This is a genomic window from Flavobacterium notoginsengisoli (assembly GCF_042686225.1).
GTDB classification, from domain to species: Bacteria; Bacteroidota; Bacteroidia; order Flavobacteriales; family Flavobacteriaceae; genus Flavobacterium; species Flavobacterium notoginsengisoli.
Genome location: NZ_JBHUOT010000001.1, coordinates 896,453 through 913,599, shown reverse-complemented (window position 1 = coordinate 913,599; position 17,147 = coordinate 896,453). Strand labels below are relative to the sequence as shown.

The following is a 17,147-nucleotide window of genomic DNA, read 5'->3' as shown; positions in this document are numbered from 1 at the left end:
TTTCAATTTTAAATTAATACTTCATTCTTCTTCTTCTGTTTCATCTTCTTCAATTTCCTCCGCTTCGCTTTCTTCAATGAAAGTATCGGCAGAAATTTGTTCCTGCTTCGGAGTTTCGGTGTTTTCCTGTTCTACTGCCCCGAAAAGGCTCGGTGCAGAGAACTTATCGGACAATGCCGTTTTTCTCCTGCGAATCTCCTCAGCGTACTGGGGAAACTCTGAAATTTCGGGCACTTTCATCCACGCTTCACGGTGTCTGCCTTCTTTCTCCAATTCGTCTGCTTTTACCATTGCGTCTTTATACTTTTTGTCTTTGGCTTCGCTTTCTTTCTTCTTCTTATCGGCTTTTTCTTTCTCCATTGCCGACTGCTTTTTGGTCTCGTCCAACTGTTTCATAAAGCTTTCCATATTGACCATCAAGCCCGAAGCAGACTCAAGGGGCGTGGCAATATTCTCAAAAAAGCCATTATCAAGTTCTTCGGCTGTTCCCCTGAGATTAAGGGGCGGTATGCTGTTTTTTGCGTTGTCCCCGCAGGCTTCGTTTTGAAGCATAACCAGTACGATAAGCCTGTCCTGTTCCCCTTTGGCAATTGTAATGTGCAGGTCTCCTATGATCTGCAACTGGGCTATCTGATTGAAAAAATTGGTGTTCATCGCTCTAAATATTTAAGTTAGATTTATGCAGTTAATTTGTATGGTCAATGTTTTTATTAAAGCTGTCACGGATTAAGGCAACAGCCCTGTGGTTATTTAGTTGAGCTTTAAGATTTCCGCTCCCTGCGTCTGAAAAGCGGTACACAATTCAAAAGCTTTCTGGCTCTTTGCCTGCGCTGTCCCGCCCATCACGATTGACTGCAGTTTGGCTTCCTGGTCTTTGTACTTACGTACATTCTGATAGTAGCCTGTCACGGCATTGTAAGCACCGAAAAGAGTACCTTTTGTTGTTTCCATCTGCTGTGTATCACTTACCATTGCATAGGCAAAAGCATCTTCTACGGTATTTTTAAACACGGTTGACACCTGCTCCTCTGCCCCTTTTTTGATTAGTGCCAACGTTTCTGCATTGGGACATAATGCCAATTGAATCATTTTTTTAACCTGCTGATCGGTAACCTTTACTTTAGCCCACTCATTAAAAATGCCTTCTAACTGAAGACTCAGTTTGTCCGCGAGCCCCATAACCTTATGTGCATCATCCAAACGCTGTTTTGCTCCGGATGTATGACGGATACGCACCACATTGCTCATGGAACGAAGTGAAGCATTAAGGGTATTTTGGCATACGATTCGGATTGGTGTAAAAGCTGCTGTTATGCTTCCGCTTCCATCGTGTGATGTGGTCAGAAAAATATATTTCTCGGTCACATCATCGCCTTTCCCTACACGGATATAATCAGGGAGTTTGGCTGTGATAAAGATGCGTTCTCCCTGCCCTAATGCTCCTGCGGTTTCGTACAGAATCCCATCGGAACCGCCTATTATGGCATCAAAGAAACTGAACGCTTCACGGTTCTGCACGATTTGGTAATCTTTGCCCACAACCCCGAGCACAGCATTGTTATCGGTTCGGATATTGGCATAGTAATCAGGTACTATAAGTTCGGTACTGCACACTTCAATGCCGTCGGCGGACTGTATGATACCCGAACCTTTGGTGTAGAGTTCACTTTTAGCCACATCATAATCCAGACCTGCATGCCTGATGGCTTCTTGGCTAGTCGGATACTGTTGTACAATCTGTCCCAGACCGTGCCACGCATTTTGCTTTACGCTGAAAAAGGAGTATTTCCCTGTTGAGCTGTTATAATTGATATTATGTGCCATGATTTTTGATTTTTAAAGTTTACAATTCCCGTATAAAATGATTAATAGAAGCAGCTAAAACGGAACATCGTCCCTGCCTATTAACGGCTTTGTTTCAAGCAGTGTTTTCTGCTCCTTAGAAGCGCTTTTCGCCGTCTCGGATTTTTGCCCCCCTGCGTGCAGTGTGATTTGCGAGGTGGTAAAATTAAGCCCTGCTCGGAGCTCGCCGTCATTTCCCTTCCATGCCCTTGCACTTACCCTGCCTGCTAGCTCCACAAGCGCCCCTTTGGTAAGGATGCCCGCTACCTTGGCACTGATCCAATAGGCACATTCAAAAAATGTGGTCTGTTCTACTTTTTCCCCTTTTTTATTTCTGTAGCTTTCGTTTACCGCTACTGAAAAATTAACTACCTGTCTGCTGTTTGACAAGGTGCGTACCTCTGCATCCTTTGTCAGTCTTCCTGTGATGTTCATGATTTCTAGTTTTTAAATTTTTACTTTCTTTTCCCCGCCCTGCTTTTCACTTTTTACTTTTTTTTTTGAAATTTATTCGGCAATGAGAGGAGGCGCTGTTTCGTTTCATCATTATCGTTTTTAATATTTGATTTTTTATTTCTGACATTTTTTTTATTCGTCTAAAGAGCCGGAGTATGCTTTGTTTCGTTTCAGGAGCATAAAAAGGTTAGTGTTTAGCACTGGCAAGGCTTTGCTAAAAAATACAACCCGAATGGGTGGAGATTTTTTTAGCAAACCTGAAAGGCTCGGCCTTGCCTGTGGGTTTAGAACACGGAGTTACCTTTGCTCTTGAAATCGGACAAACAGCATACTGGGTCTTTAATCAAAAAAGCAACGGGAAGAAATAGGGATACGCAAGGATAAAAAGCAGAGGGAAAGAAAAAACAGACGGCCTCGAAGACGGATTCTTAAAACGGCGCCACCGGCTTATGAACTTCCAATAATTTTATATAAAAAACAACTAAAAATCAAGACAGGCAATTATATGGGTTTTAGAAGTATTATAAAAGCAACAGGCCAATACCTGCAATAACTTATTACATAAATTTGCTGAATCATGAAGGCATAAAATGCTATTTTGAAAGCACATTATCTCAAAAAAAAACACTGGAAACTTGGGTAAAAATTACTGATAAAAAGGTTTTCTTAAAAAAGCTGTTACATCGTCATCAATAATTTTAGCACAACAGATTATATAAAAAAAGGCGAACCAAATTGTTCACCTTTTTCGCTTACTTCAACTAAATATTTTATTCAAAAGCAATTTTCTAAATTATAATTATTTTTTATTTATCCAACGCTTTTAATATTTCATGGTCATTGAAATACACAATTTTTCAGAGTATATAAACGTTCCCTGACTGCCGGGATAAGTAATCATTTTCTTTTCCTATACTGGGTAAACATTCTATTGACTAATTCTTTATTTTTAAAATTATCCAGAAGATCTGCAATATCCCAACGGTTTTTAATATACTGATCCGCCACTGCATTCAAAAGCTTTTTACACTTATCCCAATCTTTAAATAAACCTAATGATTTTGTATGCAGCTGAATGTTCTGCCATAAATAAAAATTAAGGATCTCGTTAGCTAAAGCAAAATAAACCGTTTCAACCGTAGACTCAAAGATTTTTTTTCCTTTTTCTTCTTTACAATTAAAAGCTAATGCCAATAGGAAACTTTTTGCGTCCAATGATAACATTTCGTTTGGATTATTAAGTTTTTGGATGTAATTCAGCCATGGCGTCAAGCCGACATTTATTACTTGTTTAGAATTAGGGTTAAATACGTAAATCAGTCTTTCAATAACCGGTGTGCTAAAATTCTCCTGTTTGCTAAACCATTGCAAAGATGGTCCCGCAGTTAAAGTTTTCAACCAATTCTCTCCAATTTTCACATTCAAATTATTATTAATCCTATCTAATACAAGATTTTGTATTTCCAAATGATAGTCTTTAAACATAACCGGATCAACAGGAGAATTAATTTCAATTAATATTCCTATAATGGTTTGCCAATCAATATTTTTTTCATTTAAATACTGAAGATTTACAATTAATTCTAAATGATTTTTAACATTGTGCTGCCAAAATTCCTTCCTGTAAGCAAAATCAGTATTTAAATTGATAAAGACATAGGATAAATATTCATCGTTCCATATTGATTTTAAATCATTGCTGCTTTCAAGTTTCAATGCTAGACTTGACATTGAATTCATTGCCTGCTGATTAATATCTTTTGCCAAAATCTCTTTCAGCAAAAGCAGGGAATTTTCTGAAAGTTCTAAAAAATAATTACAGAATCTATTGCAATAATCTAATTTTTCGTAATCAAATGTCATAAAGTCTTCTGTAATGGCAAAATGATATAATATTGCCGCTTCATCATAATTGGGCAATATTTCATTTATCTGCGTTTTTTGATAACCAAAAATTGAATTTTTCAAACTCCGCCCGTCTTTCTGCGCTGGAAAATTTTTTGCTATATAATCTATACACTCAGGTAGAGCTGGGTTATTTTTGTAAAAAAATAGATAAGTTTCACTCAGTACTTTAAACGAAGATCTCCTGGCTGTAAAATCTGATCCAAAAAAATTAAAATATCTAATTAAAGTATTTGATGGATTAAATAAACTTTCAAAAGCCAAATTTACCCATTCAGGCATATTAATATTTATACCTGAATTCTGTTCTAATATCAGAACATTATTATCCGATGTGAAAATCGAATCTAATTTAGGAGAAACCAGCTGTAGATCCAGTAATGTGTTTGCAAAAATTCTTGGAGCAATAGCCCCGGTGCAAAAACTGAAGTTACGCTTTAATCTGGGCCATTGCTGCATCCATATCAGTAGAAAAATTCTTTCAAAATCTTCTAATGACTGTTTGTTTTTTAAAAACAATGTGTTTGAAAAACTGTATAGATGAAACAAAATTTCTTTTATAGTTTTTTCATATTTTTCTTTTAAAAAAACTAGACTCTGATTATTTGTGTTATGATTATTTGTATTATACTTTAAAGATTTTTCGTAATCTGAGAATTTTACTTTTTCAGAACCAGGACGTTTAAATAAAGATAATAGCTGATAAATATCTTTAATTTTAGGCAGATCCGTAAAGTCAATTAAAAGAGTATGAGTGTAAACACATCCGGGCCTTTTCATTTCAGGGGCATACCAAGTCTTTGAAAGTGCATAAAAATTACCATCTTTTAAAGGATAGCCCGTAATGTAACTTTCAAACCCAGAAATCATTGTGCTTCCTGACATATCGCTAATAGGAAGCATTACTCTCTTAATTTCTGAATCCAATTCAATTGAAGATGCTAATAATGAATGTCCATTACTATATCCATGCAAAGTCTGGTGAATTTTTATTGAATTTAAATTATCCATTAATAAGCCATTTTATCGGAATAGTGATATCGTTTGTAATTTCACTTTCATGCTGAACACAAATTCTTTCTGACTGTTTTACCAATTCCTGAAGCTTTGAAATTATATCGTTTTCATCCTCTTTATAACTGCCTCCTTGTGCACTGACTCCAAAAACATTATATTTGAATGAAGCGTTATTTGCGTCCAAATATTGTTTTAATAATGGCAATTCCCTACTAAGCCACTCCGCTGGTGTCTGTATATTTTCTGCTAAAGGCATATTTTTTATTAAGTCCCAAGCCGAAACAACTATCGAAATTTTACATGGTTTTGTAATATACTTAAAAATCATCTGTAAAACATCCACGATTACAACTTGTGTCTGAGACATCTTAACATCCCAGGGAACAAGGGAACTTGCAGATTCTTCAACATTATTACTAAGTTCTTCACTACCGAACATTAAAAAGGAATCTGCAATTAGATTTGCTTTTTTTACGAAATCCGGATTTATGAATAACATTATTCCATTGCAATTTTGAATCTGATCAATATAATCATCAGTAATTTTACGATAAGCAAACTGGCTGGAAAAAGTTTCTCCGGAAAGATCAGGAAAAACTAATTCAATTTCTTCTTTACTTGTCTTGTCTAGAATTGATAACTCAATATTTTTAACAAAATCCGTTTTTGTTCTTTCTGGAGCCTGACAATTTAAAAAAGATGCTCTTAATGCATTTAAATATTCTCTATCGCTCGGCTGGGTAGTTACTTTATAATGCGCATCAATCTCTCCAGTTTCTACAACATGCCAGAAAGCGCCTATAAAAGATGATTTACCTGAGTTTGGCAAACCTAAAAACATACATTTATTAGATTTAGATTTCTTGGACATATAGTTATTGATTATACTTAAACTTCAAAAATTGGCTTAGCTCAAATTCATTCTCAACTTCTGAATTCTGAATTTCATTATGATCTAGTTGGGATTGGTTTACCCAAGACAAAAATAACTTATCTAAACCGTATCCAAAAGTAAAAGTTCCATCTTTAGATCTACATGATATTTCATAGAATGATACAGCATATTTTTCTCCGTAATTTTTTCTTATTTCATCTTTTAAAACTTCCAAAAACTGCAAATTATTTTCTTTTTTTTCCTGGTCAAAAAGATCCCATTTTGAAAAAACAATTTGAATTTTAGTAGTAGGCAAAAGAGTTCCTGCTTCTGTCAACCCCCTTAGCATGCCTAAACCGGCTGCTTTAGAATTTGCTCTCTCTTTTAAAGATGTCAAATCTTTAGTATCAAAGAACAATACAAAATGGTCTGCTCTAGCCCCTAACTCAAATTTTTGACACTCTTCGGCAGAATCTTTCAATGCTTTAAAAGTTTCCCCTGAAATATCAGTGAATAACAAATTTATTTTATTGTTTAACGTCGCTAAATCTGCAACTCCAATATGCATAAAAGTATGCGGTCCTACAGGAGTTCTTCCGGTTTCAGGTGTACTAATATCGGAATCAATTTTAGAAGGATGACTTTTTTCCTCAAAATCTATTAATGTCTGGGATCCTGCAAAAATATACTCCTTAAAAGATAATTTGCTGGAGAATAGATGCATTAAAGTAAGAAGCAATGTGGTTTTTCCTGCCTCGGGCATCCCGGCCAGCACAATAACACGGGCTAAAACAGATTTTGCAATTTTATTTGCTTCATCCAATGTTAAAGCTTTTCCGGAGTGGACATCTTTTAAATTTTCTCTATTAACTTCATTGGCCTTTAGAAAACTTTGATTATCCTGATCATCTTGATCTAAATCTTCATCATTTATCTCTTGAGCAGCTACATTATCATTGTCCTCTTTACTATAGTGCGGACATTCATCTAGTTCTAATCCGTTCACACATTTTCCTAACGTTAAAACAGAGCAGCCATCTTCATTACAACTTGCCATATAATAAAAAATTATAAATTAAATAATGTCTGTTCTATTAAAAATTGTTCGGCTATATCTATTGATTTAAAATTTGTATCCGATTTTAATCCAGTCTTCTGTTCAAATATTGAAACCCAAGCGGCTGTCTCAAACTGGGCAGCTTGAGAGCATGCGAAATGCAAAGGGCAAAGATTGTAATAAGCATCATTTTCAGCATCTTCAATGCGCAATTCATCTTTTTGACATAAAGCATGAACATATTCACTAACTGTGAATTCTTTTTCAAGTCCGTCAGGAATTTTAGCTATTTCAATACGCAGAAATTCTTTAAAATTAACTGGAGGCAGATACATGCTAATTAATTCATACAAGTCTTTCGCAACTGCCAAAGGAGCCTCAGCACCGGACAAGTCCTTAATTGGCATTTCAAGGGTATTGCAATATTCTCTAAAAATCCACCAGTGAATTTCAGATTCTTCTTTAAGAACACTCAGATTATGCTCAAAGGAACTCTTTTGGTTATCCGCATTTTTTTCAAAAACCTTAATAGCCTGTGTCAATGATTTAGCATAAGCAGTAACAGCTTCAAGAGTCGCACCATCTTCTTTTAATGCCGGATATTTTACCGGAGTTGTTACCGGGGCTCTAAGCTTTCTAACCTGTAAAGATTCTTTTTTAAGATAATCAAGAGCTGATTGTAAAACATCAATATTTATAATAGATGAAAGTTCCATACCAAAATTACCCGAAATCAATGCAAGTGCACAATATATACTCGACTCAGAATCTGCAATAATAGACTCTGCAACTATTGCTCCGGCTAATACTCTGCCCTCTAATTCAAACTCATCTTCCAATAGTACTGAATCATGTTTTTTAAATAAAGCAAAAAACTGATCTTTAAAATCTTTATTTTTTTGTGCCTTCCCTAAATAATACCTTACACATTCCAAAAACCAGTCGCGATCTTTTTCACTTAATATTTCCTTGATAGAGGCACTACGTTTATCTATAATCTCAGTGTTTAAAGCACTTAATGAAGCAACTTTATACCATTGCGGTAATTTTTCAATCATATTTATAATTTAAAATGGGTTAGTTAGTTTATTACCGGACTGCTGTGTTACCTCATCCCAAAGTTCACGCAATTTTCCCTTTTCATCTGCTCTCCTAAAATAATTTTGAGTCTTTTTTATTTCTTCCAAATCACTGTCGCTGTCATCAATCAAATCAAGTTTCACAGCAATAATAAGCTTTGTGTGATAAGGCAGACTAAGAAACATGTAGGCTAATTTTCTTTTAGGATCTGAAATGCTTGGATCAATAATATTTTCAGCCATTGGATTATTTTCTAATTCATTATCATTCTCTTCAACATTCTTAGTAAATTCATCATATGCACGAATTTCGTGTTCCGTCAGCTTTAAGCTAAATTTCTTGAAATCTTCTCCATTTCGAGAATATTCAGCATCAAATGCTTTATCTCTTTTATTCCATTTTCTTTCATAAAGTTTTACCGCTAATTGAACAGGATCATTCAAATTATCAATCTGCAGGTCAATAATATTATAGCGCGGCTCCCAATCTGATTCATTTCGGGAGGGCTGCATTGCTCCTGCCGATAGAACAAGGCTGTTGTTAAAGGTATCTGCACTAAACGAATGTTTGTGCCCATACAAAAGAATTTTTGCCCGAGCATTAAAATCCCGAACTGTATCATCCATATCATACAACCATTGCGGCGGATGATGGCATAATACCAAATAAACCACCCCATTATCCCTTACAATATTGCTTTGGTGGGAACCTAAAATTAATTTCGATGTATGTTCTTCATCCGTTTCATTTGAAATTAAAGCAGAATTAACTCCTCTAATTCTTAAAACACAATTGTCTACATTGAAGTCCTTCTCCCAGTACAATAAATTAGTTTCTTCCGGAATAGAACCGTACTTTTGGGCAAATGCTCTATAATTATGGAACGGGCTCAATAATATGGAAGCTGATTCGGGATCCCTAATAAATTCTGATATTTGATAATCGATATCGCGTCTGCTGCGTAAAGTTTTGAAACTTTGATGAAGATTTTTTAAAATTGGATTAAACTTGCTTCTGTCTACATCATGATTACCGGGAACCATAAGAACATTTTCTTCTTTGCAACCCGTGATTTCACAAATGCGTTTAATCCATTGATCTGCCTGAGCATATTCTTCCAACTTTCCGGAAAACGCTATATCTCCCCCAATTAAGATAACATCAATGGTGCCATATTCACTCTTCAAGCCAGATAAATCGTGTTCGATTTCCCTTTGAATATCTTTATCCAAATCAAGGCATTCGAAATTTTTATAATGTTTGAAATGAATATCAGAAATGTGTAAAATTTTAAGTGCCATTTATATGAATTGATTTAGCCTAACAGCTATTTTTTTAAAATTTGAATTGCATGTTGTCTTACCGTTTCCTCGATCTGACTCTTAAAAAGAAGAAATACAAAAGGAATAGCACAAACGACAACTGCATTGGTTGAATTAACAGCTAAAGTACCACTAATTTTAGCGCTTCCAACTTTAAAACTAAAATTATTTGTGGAGCCATTCCAGGTAAATTTCAAATCGTAAGCTTGATCAGCAAATCTTTTTGGGGCAGTCTCACAAAATTTTTTAACACGACTTAATGCTTCATCATGCTTTAACTGATGGTTTACTGAGACTTTTATTTTAGACAAAGTACATTTTTTTTTCCTTAAACATAATCAAAAATTTAAATATTATAAGCAAACAATTTAACTTAATTAAAAAATACAATTTCTGCATAGCGCTTCAATAAATTATTAAGACAATAGATTAGACACTCTTACCATGATCAGAATCATGAAGAGAGAAGTAAATAACTGTTCCAAGAATTTTAGTTTGCAGTTTCGATTGTAAAAAGATTCAAAAAAATTATATGACATATTGTTTTTCATGTATTCCCCATGTCTTACATAATTGAACAAATGAGCAGGCATCAGCCTCGCCTATCCTTTCAAACGGATTGGACTTGCAAAAGTCATTCGTCACATTTTTTTCAACATAATTTTTTGAACATAACCCAAACATTGCACATCCTTTTTTTCCATGGGCATTTAACAATAATTCCGCCGCTGAAAACAAAATATAAACTTGCTTGGGAATCTTCTTAAGTTTTGCCGGAGGTATAAAACCTCCCTCGTCAAGGGAATTTATAAAAAAAGGGGTTCCTAATTGTTTTATTATTCTCTTAAACTGTATTGTAAACTTCCCCTTCGAATTTATTAAATCTATTATAAAAAGAGGATTCCTTAAACGAATTTCTCGTGCATTTTTTAAAATATGAAGCAGCCATATCAACTCTTCATTAAAAATTTCTGATTTGAAAGCATCTTTGTAATTAGAACAAATATCCTGATAAATGTGGTCAAACAATTTAATGGTATTTGGAAAATTGCCAAGCTTGCCTTCATAGCGTAAATCCTTAAAAATATGCTTATAAAACAAAGCTGGCGATTTCGGATAACTTGTACCCTTTAATTTTTCTATGGTTTCAAAAAATAACTGTGCAGGATGAAGATGCATCAGCGCCGCATCACATAACAATATTTTTAATTTATCATTGTCTTTAAGTTCAGGCAATTCCTTGTCTATTATTAATTCGGCAATTAAATATGGAATATCGGGGTGGTTAACTTCCTCAAAACTATTCTGTATTTTATGGGCTACAAGCTCTTTTAAAGCAGTGATTCCAAAATTATATTTTTCTTCCTTATAGCTGTCCATATTTGTGTATTCAACAAAATATTTCTTTACTTTAATCGGCACATTATCGCTTAAATCGATAATTTGCACTTCATCAAAATAATAACTTCTATAAATTACCCTATTTCTTAAAAAACGATCACCCAGATAGATCGTATTTAATGAATGAATTGACAATCTATTAAAATCATCATCAATGCCTACCGGAAGTTGTATAATTGACGCTTTGTTTTCTTTAATCTTTGTAACAGTGTACTTTATAAGCTGAATATAAAACGAACTGGAGTACAAACCGCTTGTGGTAGTAAAATTTTGTAAAAAGTGAATATACTCATGAAGAAAAGTGGAAAAAGTCAAGCTGTTGTTTTTAACTAATTCATTTAAATTATTAAGGCTTTCTGTCGTATTAATTTTAATATGCAAAAAACCCAAGGAATAGGATCCTCTTTCTTCATTTTCTAATGTTATCATTTTATAAAATTAAATTAGTTTGTTTATTTATTAATTTAGATATATTATATTTTTTAATATTATCTTACAATTTTCAATCATACTTAAAAGTACATTAAAAGTCAAAATTATATATTATGTAGCTCATTACTTGACTTTGTAAAATCTCTTTGCATCTTTTTAAGCTAATCCTTTTAATACCTGTAATAATTTTTCTATTAAACTTTAAAGAGATAATACACCGTTTAAAGCAATAATTACAAAAGAAATAAAAAAAAATAAAAATTTATTACGGAAAACCGTAATTTCCAACTTTAATCTGATTCAGATACTAGTCAAAAAGAAATATTACAGCTAAAAAAAGAAATTAAGAATATTAAATAGGAAAAAGATATTCTGCAAAAAAGGTGCTGAATACATTTTTCAGCAAAGAAGATTAAGATAGCATTTTATAAAAGAAAATCCGGCAAGAATTCCCAATACATCGTCAATTCAAGCCCTGCAGATTAAAAGAGAAAAAGCTCTATTTTTAGGACAGCAGAAGAAAGATTCCCATTTAAGCTCTAAATTTATACTATCGGGCACCTGTAGCAATAATGTTCTATTTTTGCAGTTTAGAATTCACAAGTAAAAACAGCGCAATACAGTAATTATTAAAAAAAATGCTGCTTTTATGGAGATCAAGAAAAATGAAGAAGTTTAAAATTAAAAAACAAGAGAATGACAACTGGCTGGTATCCCACAATGAGTTCCCCAGGTTCACCTGCCTTTTTGAAGATAAAAAATTCAATTACCAGAGAACCCTCACTGGACTTAAAGACCCTTTAGGTGATCCAAAAGAAATACAGCTGCTCCAAAAAATGGAAAAATGGCTCTCCCAGCACCACAAGGAAAAAATAAACGGGTAACCTTTAGGAGTCCACTTGTGATATATTCCCCTCAGAAACAAAAAACAGTTTTTTAACCGGATCCAGCAAAGCTTTTGCCCAGTGCACTCTTGTCAGTGGAAATATTGTAAAAATAATAGAAGAAAAAGCGTGCCGGCATTAATTTTATCCCTCATATCTGATTAAGTTCCGCAAGCCTATTTAGAATATTTAATCGCTGTTACTTTCTAAGGCAAAGCATTGCAGCAAATCTTTGTTTGATGAGCAGCTCATTATTTTTATTATAGCAAAAAGTTCCAATACCCAGTGCTTCAAAAACTAAAAAAGTCACTCCAGATGGCCCAGCCCCGATAGCAGTGAAATCCTTTTGTGCCAGAGTTCGGCATAAAAGTTTGGAACGCATAGCGGGAAGAGCTTCCAAAAGAAAGCATCATTCAACTTCATAAAAAAATTTGACTCAAGAGATATCCCATTTCCTGCGTTTTTCAATCCGCCGTAAATTCTGAATAAACCCAAAACCGATTCGAAACCGGCCTGCTCTAACCTTCTATAAAACAAGGATTCTTAAATTTTGTTGCTATTTATAACATATAAAAATTCAAAATTGTTATTATCTGTACTAATTTTATCCTGTATAAAAGGAAAAGATTATGGAAAGAGCAGTTGTACACATTGATATGAATACGTTTTTCGTGTCCTGCGAAAGGCTAACGAATTCTGAATTAAACGGTATACCGCTGATTATCGGCGGCGGCGACAGGGGCGTTGTGGCTTCATGCTCCTATGAAGCAAGAAAATTCGGCGTACGCTCTGCAATGCCCATCCATATGGCCATGAAACTCTGCCCACAGGCCAAAATAATGAAAGGCGATATGGAATTATACTCCAGGCTTTCCCATGATATTACAGAAATCATTCAGGAAAAAGCGCCCGTAGTAGAGAAAGCGAGCATCGATGAATTCTATCTGGACATTACCGGAATGGATAAATTTTATGGGAGTTATAAGTGGACTGATGAACTGGCACAGACTATTACAAAAGAAACCGGGCTTCCCCTCACTTTTGCATTATCGGTCAATAAAACCGTTTCCAAAATCGGTACCGGAGAAGGAAAACAAAAGGAGAACCTTCAGATTCCAGAGCATATGGTACAGCAGTTTTTAAATCCGCTGTCCGTGCAGAAAATTCCAATGGTAGGCCAGAAAACTTTTGAACTTCTCTCGCGTATCGGGATCAGAAAAATTGAAACCCTTTCCAAAATGCCGGCAGAAGTGCTCCAGCAGATGATCGGAAAAAACGGGATCGAGATATGGAAAAAAGCCAACGGCATAGACAACAATCCAGTAGAACCCTACACAGAGCGAAAATCCATATCCACTGAACATACTTTCTCACAGGATACCATTGACATTGATAAGCTCAAAAGAATAATACTGGGAATGGTGGAAAAGCTTGCCTTTCAGCTGCGCTCAGAAGAGTGGCTGGCTTCAACGGTAACCATTAAAATACGCTATGCGAATTTTGACACTGAAACCAAGCAGTGCAGGGTGCAGTATACATCTGCCGATCACATTCTCACTAAAACCGTGACCGAACTCTTTGACAAATTATACCAGCGCCGAATGCGACTTCGTCTTATCGGGGTTCGGTTCAGCGGACTTGTCCGGGGCACTTACCAGATCGATCTTTTTCAGGATACCGAAGAGATGCTGGCGCTTTACCAGGCCATGGACAAAATGAAAAGCCGATACGGCTTTGATGCAGTTATGCGGTGCGCCGGGGCTACATTCAAACCTAATACCAAAGATGAAATTTTAAAACGTAAATCCTAAGCCATGTATCTTAACTGTCATTCGTTTCACTCGCTTCGCTACGGCACAATTCCTTTGGAGGAATTGATTGCCCGAGCGGTAAACTGCGGTGTAACTGCTATGGCGCTTACTGATATCAATACGGTGACAGGAATTTATGATTTTATAAAAGGCTGTGAGGCGGTCGGTATTAAACCTGTTATCGGAATGGAATTCCGCTCGGAACATAAAATGCGTTTTATAGGACTGGCTAAAAATGCAGGGGGACTCGCTGAAATGAACCGTTTTTTGACCCAGCACAATTTTGACAAAACCGCCCTGCCTGAATCTGCTCCGGAGTTCTCAGACGTATTTGTAATTTATCCACTTGAGAATGCACCGCCGGTATTAAAGGAAAATGAATACATCGGAATTCGTCCCGAGCAGCTTCAAAAACTAATTTTATCCCAGTGGAGAGAAAGGCAGCAAAAAATGGTCATACTCCAGCCGGTAACTTTTCGAACCAAAAAGGAATATGAACTTCATAAAATCCTCCGCGCAATTGACCTGAATATTATTTTGTCTAAACTTTCCCCTGCTGATTCCTGCAGGGATTCAGAGGTAATGGTGGCAGTTCAAAGGATTCTGTCCTGTTATGAGCAGTATCCCGGTATTATAGCCAACACGAAAAAAATAATAGAGCAGTGTAATTTTGAATTTGATTTTAAGGCTCCAAAAAACAAGAAATTTTACACCAATAATAGGCAAGATGACATCAACCTGCTGACTACTCTGGCCAAGCAGGGCCTGGAGTGGCGCTACGGCAAAAATAATGCTGAGGCCAAGTCCCGCATGTTCAAAGAACTCAAAGTAATTGACCAGCTGGAGTTCAGCGGTTATTTTTTAATTACATGGGATATTATCAGGTACAGCAACTCTCAGGGATTTCTTCATATCGGACGAGGAAGCGGTGCTAACAGCATCATCGCCTACTGCCTGGGCATAACCGATATCTGCCCGCTGGAACTTGACTTGTATTTTGAGCGTTTTTTGAACCTTAACCGAAAGAGCCCGCCTGATTTTGATATTGACTGGAGCTGGAAAGAGAGAGATACGATCCTTGAATATATCTTTTCACCGTACGGTTACGATCACGTTGCCTTCTGCGGTACAAATGTTGAATTCAAGTACAAGTCTATATTTCGTGAAGTAGGCAAAGTTTTCGGTCTTCCCAAAGAAGAACTCGATGCGCTGGCTAAAAATCCAATGCAGCTTCACGCCGCAAATAAGGTAGTGAAGAAAGTACAGGAATTTGGAATGCTTTTAGAAAAATATCCAAACCAGAGAAGTATGCATTCCTGCGGCATACTGATCTCCGAGGAGCCTATCACAAATTACACACCTTTGGAAATGCCGCCAAAAGGTTTTCCTATCGTACTTTTTGATATGCATACCGCAGAGGATATCGGACTGGAAAAATTTGATATTCTAAGCCAGCGAGGCATCGGGCACATTGATGACAGCGTGAAACTCATTGAAAAAAACCGAGGCATACGGCTGAATATACGCGACACCACCATTTCAAAAAATGAAATCAGGTGCAATGAATACTTGGGAGAAGGTAAAACAATAGGATGTTTTTACATCGAAAGCCCTGCTATGCGCGGTCTGCTGCGACGCCTGAAGTGTGATAACTATAAAATACTTGTTGCCGCCTCCTCTATCATTCGTCCCGGTGTGGCCCAGTCGGGGATGATGAAGGAGTATATTTTCAGGCACAATCATCCCGATAAATTCGAATATTTCCATCCGGTTTTCCAGGAGCAGTTAGGCGAGACTTACGGCATTATGGTATATCAGGAGGATGTTATTAAAATTGCACTGCACTATGGCGGGCTCCCTGCCGCAGATGGGGACATTCTGCGGCGCGCTATGTCGGGAAAAGGAAGATCCAAAGCGGCACTGCAAAAAGTAAAGGACAATTTCTTTGTCTGCTGCGCCGAAAAAGGCCACCAATTGAAACTTAGCGAGGAAATTTACAGACAGATAGAATCTTTCGCCGGTTATTCCTTCTGCAAGGCGCATTCTGCTTCTTATGCTGTAGAGAGTTATCAGAGCCTTTACTTAAAGGTGCATTATCCAGTGGAATTTATGGTAGCCGTCATTAATAATCAGGGCGGTTTTTACAGAACTGAAGTTTATGTGCATGAAGCAAAAATGTCAGGCGCTGTCATTCATAACCCTTGTGTAAACAAAAGCGAATTTGAAACAACATTATACGGCACGGATGTTTATCTTGGTTTTATGCACCTTCAGAGTCTGGAGTCTAAAACAGCATTTTTAATACAAAGCGAACGCGATAACAATGGCGCATATAAATCCATTGAAGATTTCATCAACCGTATTCCAATTGGCATTGAAGGAATTCAAATCTTAATTTTTATCGGTGCACTGCGTTTTACCGGCAAAACAAAAAACCAGCTGCTTGTTATTGCAAGACTGATACTGGTCAATTTCAAACCTGAGAACAGAACCCTTATGCTGATTCAGGAACCTGTAAAGGAATATGAGCTCCCTACTTTGGAACGCTGCGAATTTGAGGATGCCTTTGATGAAATTGAACTATTAAGTTTTCCTGTATCCTGCTCCCCTTTTGATTTACTGAAAACGAATTTCAGGGGTGATGTTATGGCAAAAGATTTGCTCCAGCATCACAAAAAAACAGTACGTATGCTGGCTTATCTTATCTCCCGCAAACATGTGCCTACTAAAATGGGTGCTATGTATTTTGGAACGTGGATAGATGCTAATGGTGAATTCTTTGATACAGCGCACTTTACAGATAGTCTGGCAAAATACCCTTTTCAGGGCGGCGGATGTTACCTGCTGTCGGGAAATGTGGAAGTCGATTATCACTTTCCAGCAATTATCGTGACTAAAATGGCAAAAATGCCTTTCATTGCTGATCCTCGTTATTCCAATGCTGATAACAGGCAGTTTAAGGTTCACGAGCAGATAAGGGAAGATGTCAGCATGACTCATCGTGCACCATATCCCCAGGAACATGAGATTAATCTGCCCAGGCTTAAAATGAAAACATGATGTGCA

The 17,147-nt window shown here is 36.3% G+C and carries 13 protein-coding genes; 3 read left to right on the top strand and 10 right to left on the bottom strand.

Annotation, left to right across the window (positions count from 1 at the left end):
* Positions 1–21 precede the first annotated feature (21 nt).
* The 10 genes from ACFS3A_RS03865 to ACFS3A_RS03820 form a co-directional block, all read right to left on the bottom strand.
* Positions 22–654, bottom strand: coding sequence for a PRTRC system protein E (locus ACFS3A_RS03865; protein ID WP_379824016.1), 633 nt, complete (start codon positions 652–654; stop codon positions 22–24).
* A 96-nt stretch (positions 655–750) separates the two neighbouring features.
* Positions 751–1,824, bottom strand: a complete 1,074-nt coding sequence (locus tag ACFS3A_RS03860) for a DUF932 domain-containing protein (RefSeq protein WP_379824015.1) — start codon at positions 1,822–1,824, stop codon at positions 751–753.
* 54 nt (positions 1,825–1,878) lie between these two features.
* Positions 1,879–2,277, bottom strand: coding sequence for a single-stranded DNA-binding protein (locus ACFS3A_RS03855; RefSeq protein WP_379824013.1), 399 nt, complete (start codon positions 2,275–2,277; stop codon positions 1,879–1,881).
* 918 nt (positions 2,278–3,195) lie between these two features.
* Complete coding sequence (locus tag ACFS3A_RS03850; RefSeq protein WP_379824012.1) at positions 3,196–5,214, bottom strand: GAP1-N1 domain-containing protein; 2,019 nt, start codon at positions 5,212–5,214, stop codon at positions 3,196–3,198.
* Positions 5,207–6,061: a TRAFAC clade GTPase domain-containing protein gene (locus ACFS3A_RS03845; RefSeq protein ID WP_379824011.1), complete on the bottom strand. Its 855-nt coding sequence runs from the start codon at positions 6,059–6,061 to the stop codon at positions 5,207–5,209. Before ACFS3A_RS03845 ends, ACFS3A_RS03850 begins: the two co-directional genes overlap by 8 nt.
* Before the next feature lie 34 nt (positions 6,062–6,095).
* Positions 6,096–7,151, bottom strand: a complete 1,056-nt coding sequence (locus ACFS3A_RS03840; RefSeq protein WP_379824010.1) for a TRAFAC clade GTPase domain-containing protein — start codon at positions 7,149–7,151, stop codon at positions 6,096–6,098.
* An 11-nt stretch (positions 7,152–7,162) separates the two neighbouring features.
* A complete protein-coding gene (locus ACFS3A_RS03835; RefSeq protein ID WP_330913460.1) occupies positions 7,163–8,209 on the bottom strand; it encodes a GTPase-associated system all-helical protein GASH in 1,047 nt (348 codons plus the stop codon).
* A 9-nt stretch (positions 8,210–8,218) separates the two neighbouring features.
* Positions 8,219–9,532 carry a metallophosphoesterase family protein gene (locus ACFS3A_RS03830; RefSeq protein ID WP_379824008.1) on the bottom strand — a complete coding sequence of 438 codons (1,314 nt, stop codon included), beginning with the start codon at positions 9,530–9,532 and terminating at the stop codon, positions 8,219–8,221.
* 26 nt (positions 9,533–9,558) lie between these two features.
* Positions 9,559–9,864 carry a polyhydroxyalkanoic acid system family protein gene (locus ACFS3A_RS03825; protein ID WP_330914147.1) on the bottom strand — a complete coding sequence of 102 codons (306 nt, stop codon included), beginning with the start codon at positions 9,862–9,864 and terminating at the stop codon, positions 9,559–9,561.
* Positions 9,865–10,081: 217 nt separating this feature from the next.
* Complete coding sequence (locus ACFS3A_RS03820) at positions 10,082–11,383, bottom strand: hypothetical protein (RefSeq protein WP_379824007.1); 1,302 nt, start codon at positions 11,381–11,383, stop codon at positions 10,082–10,084.
* 668 nt (positions 11,384–12,051) lie between these two features.
* Between ACFS3A_RS03820 and ACFS3A_RS03815 the strand changes: the two genes are divergently transcribed.
* The 3 genes from ACFS3A_RS03815 (at position 12,052) to ACFS3A_RS03805 (ending at position 17,141) form a co-directional block, all read left to right on the top strand.
* Entirely contained in the window at positions 12,052–12,270 is a 219-nt protein-coding gene (locus tag ACFS3A_RS03815) for a hypothetical protein (RefSeq protein WP_379824005.1), read from the top strand.
* A gap of 629 nt (positions 12,271–12,899) precedes the next feature.
* Complete coding sequence (gene dinB, locus ACFS3A_RS03810) at positions 12,900–14,081, top strand: DNA polymerase IV (RefSeq protein WP_379824004.1); 1,182 nt, start codon at positions 12,900–12,902, stop codon at positions 14,079–14,081.
* A 3-nt stretch (positions 14,082–14,084) separates the two neighbouring features.
* Positions 14,085–17,141, top strand: a complete 3,057-nt coding sequence (locus ACFS3A_RS03805; RefSeq protein WP_379824003.1) for a DNA polymerase III subunit alpha — start codon at positions 14,085–14,087, stop codon at positions 17,139–17,141.
* Positions 17,142–17,147 lie beyond the last annotated feature (6 nt).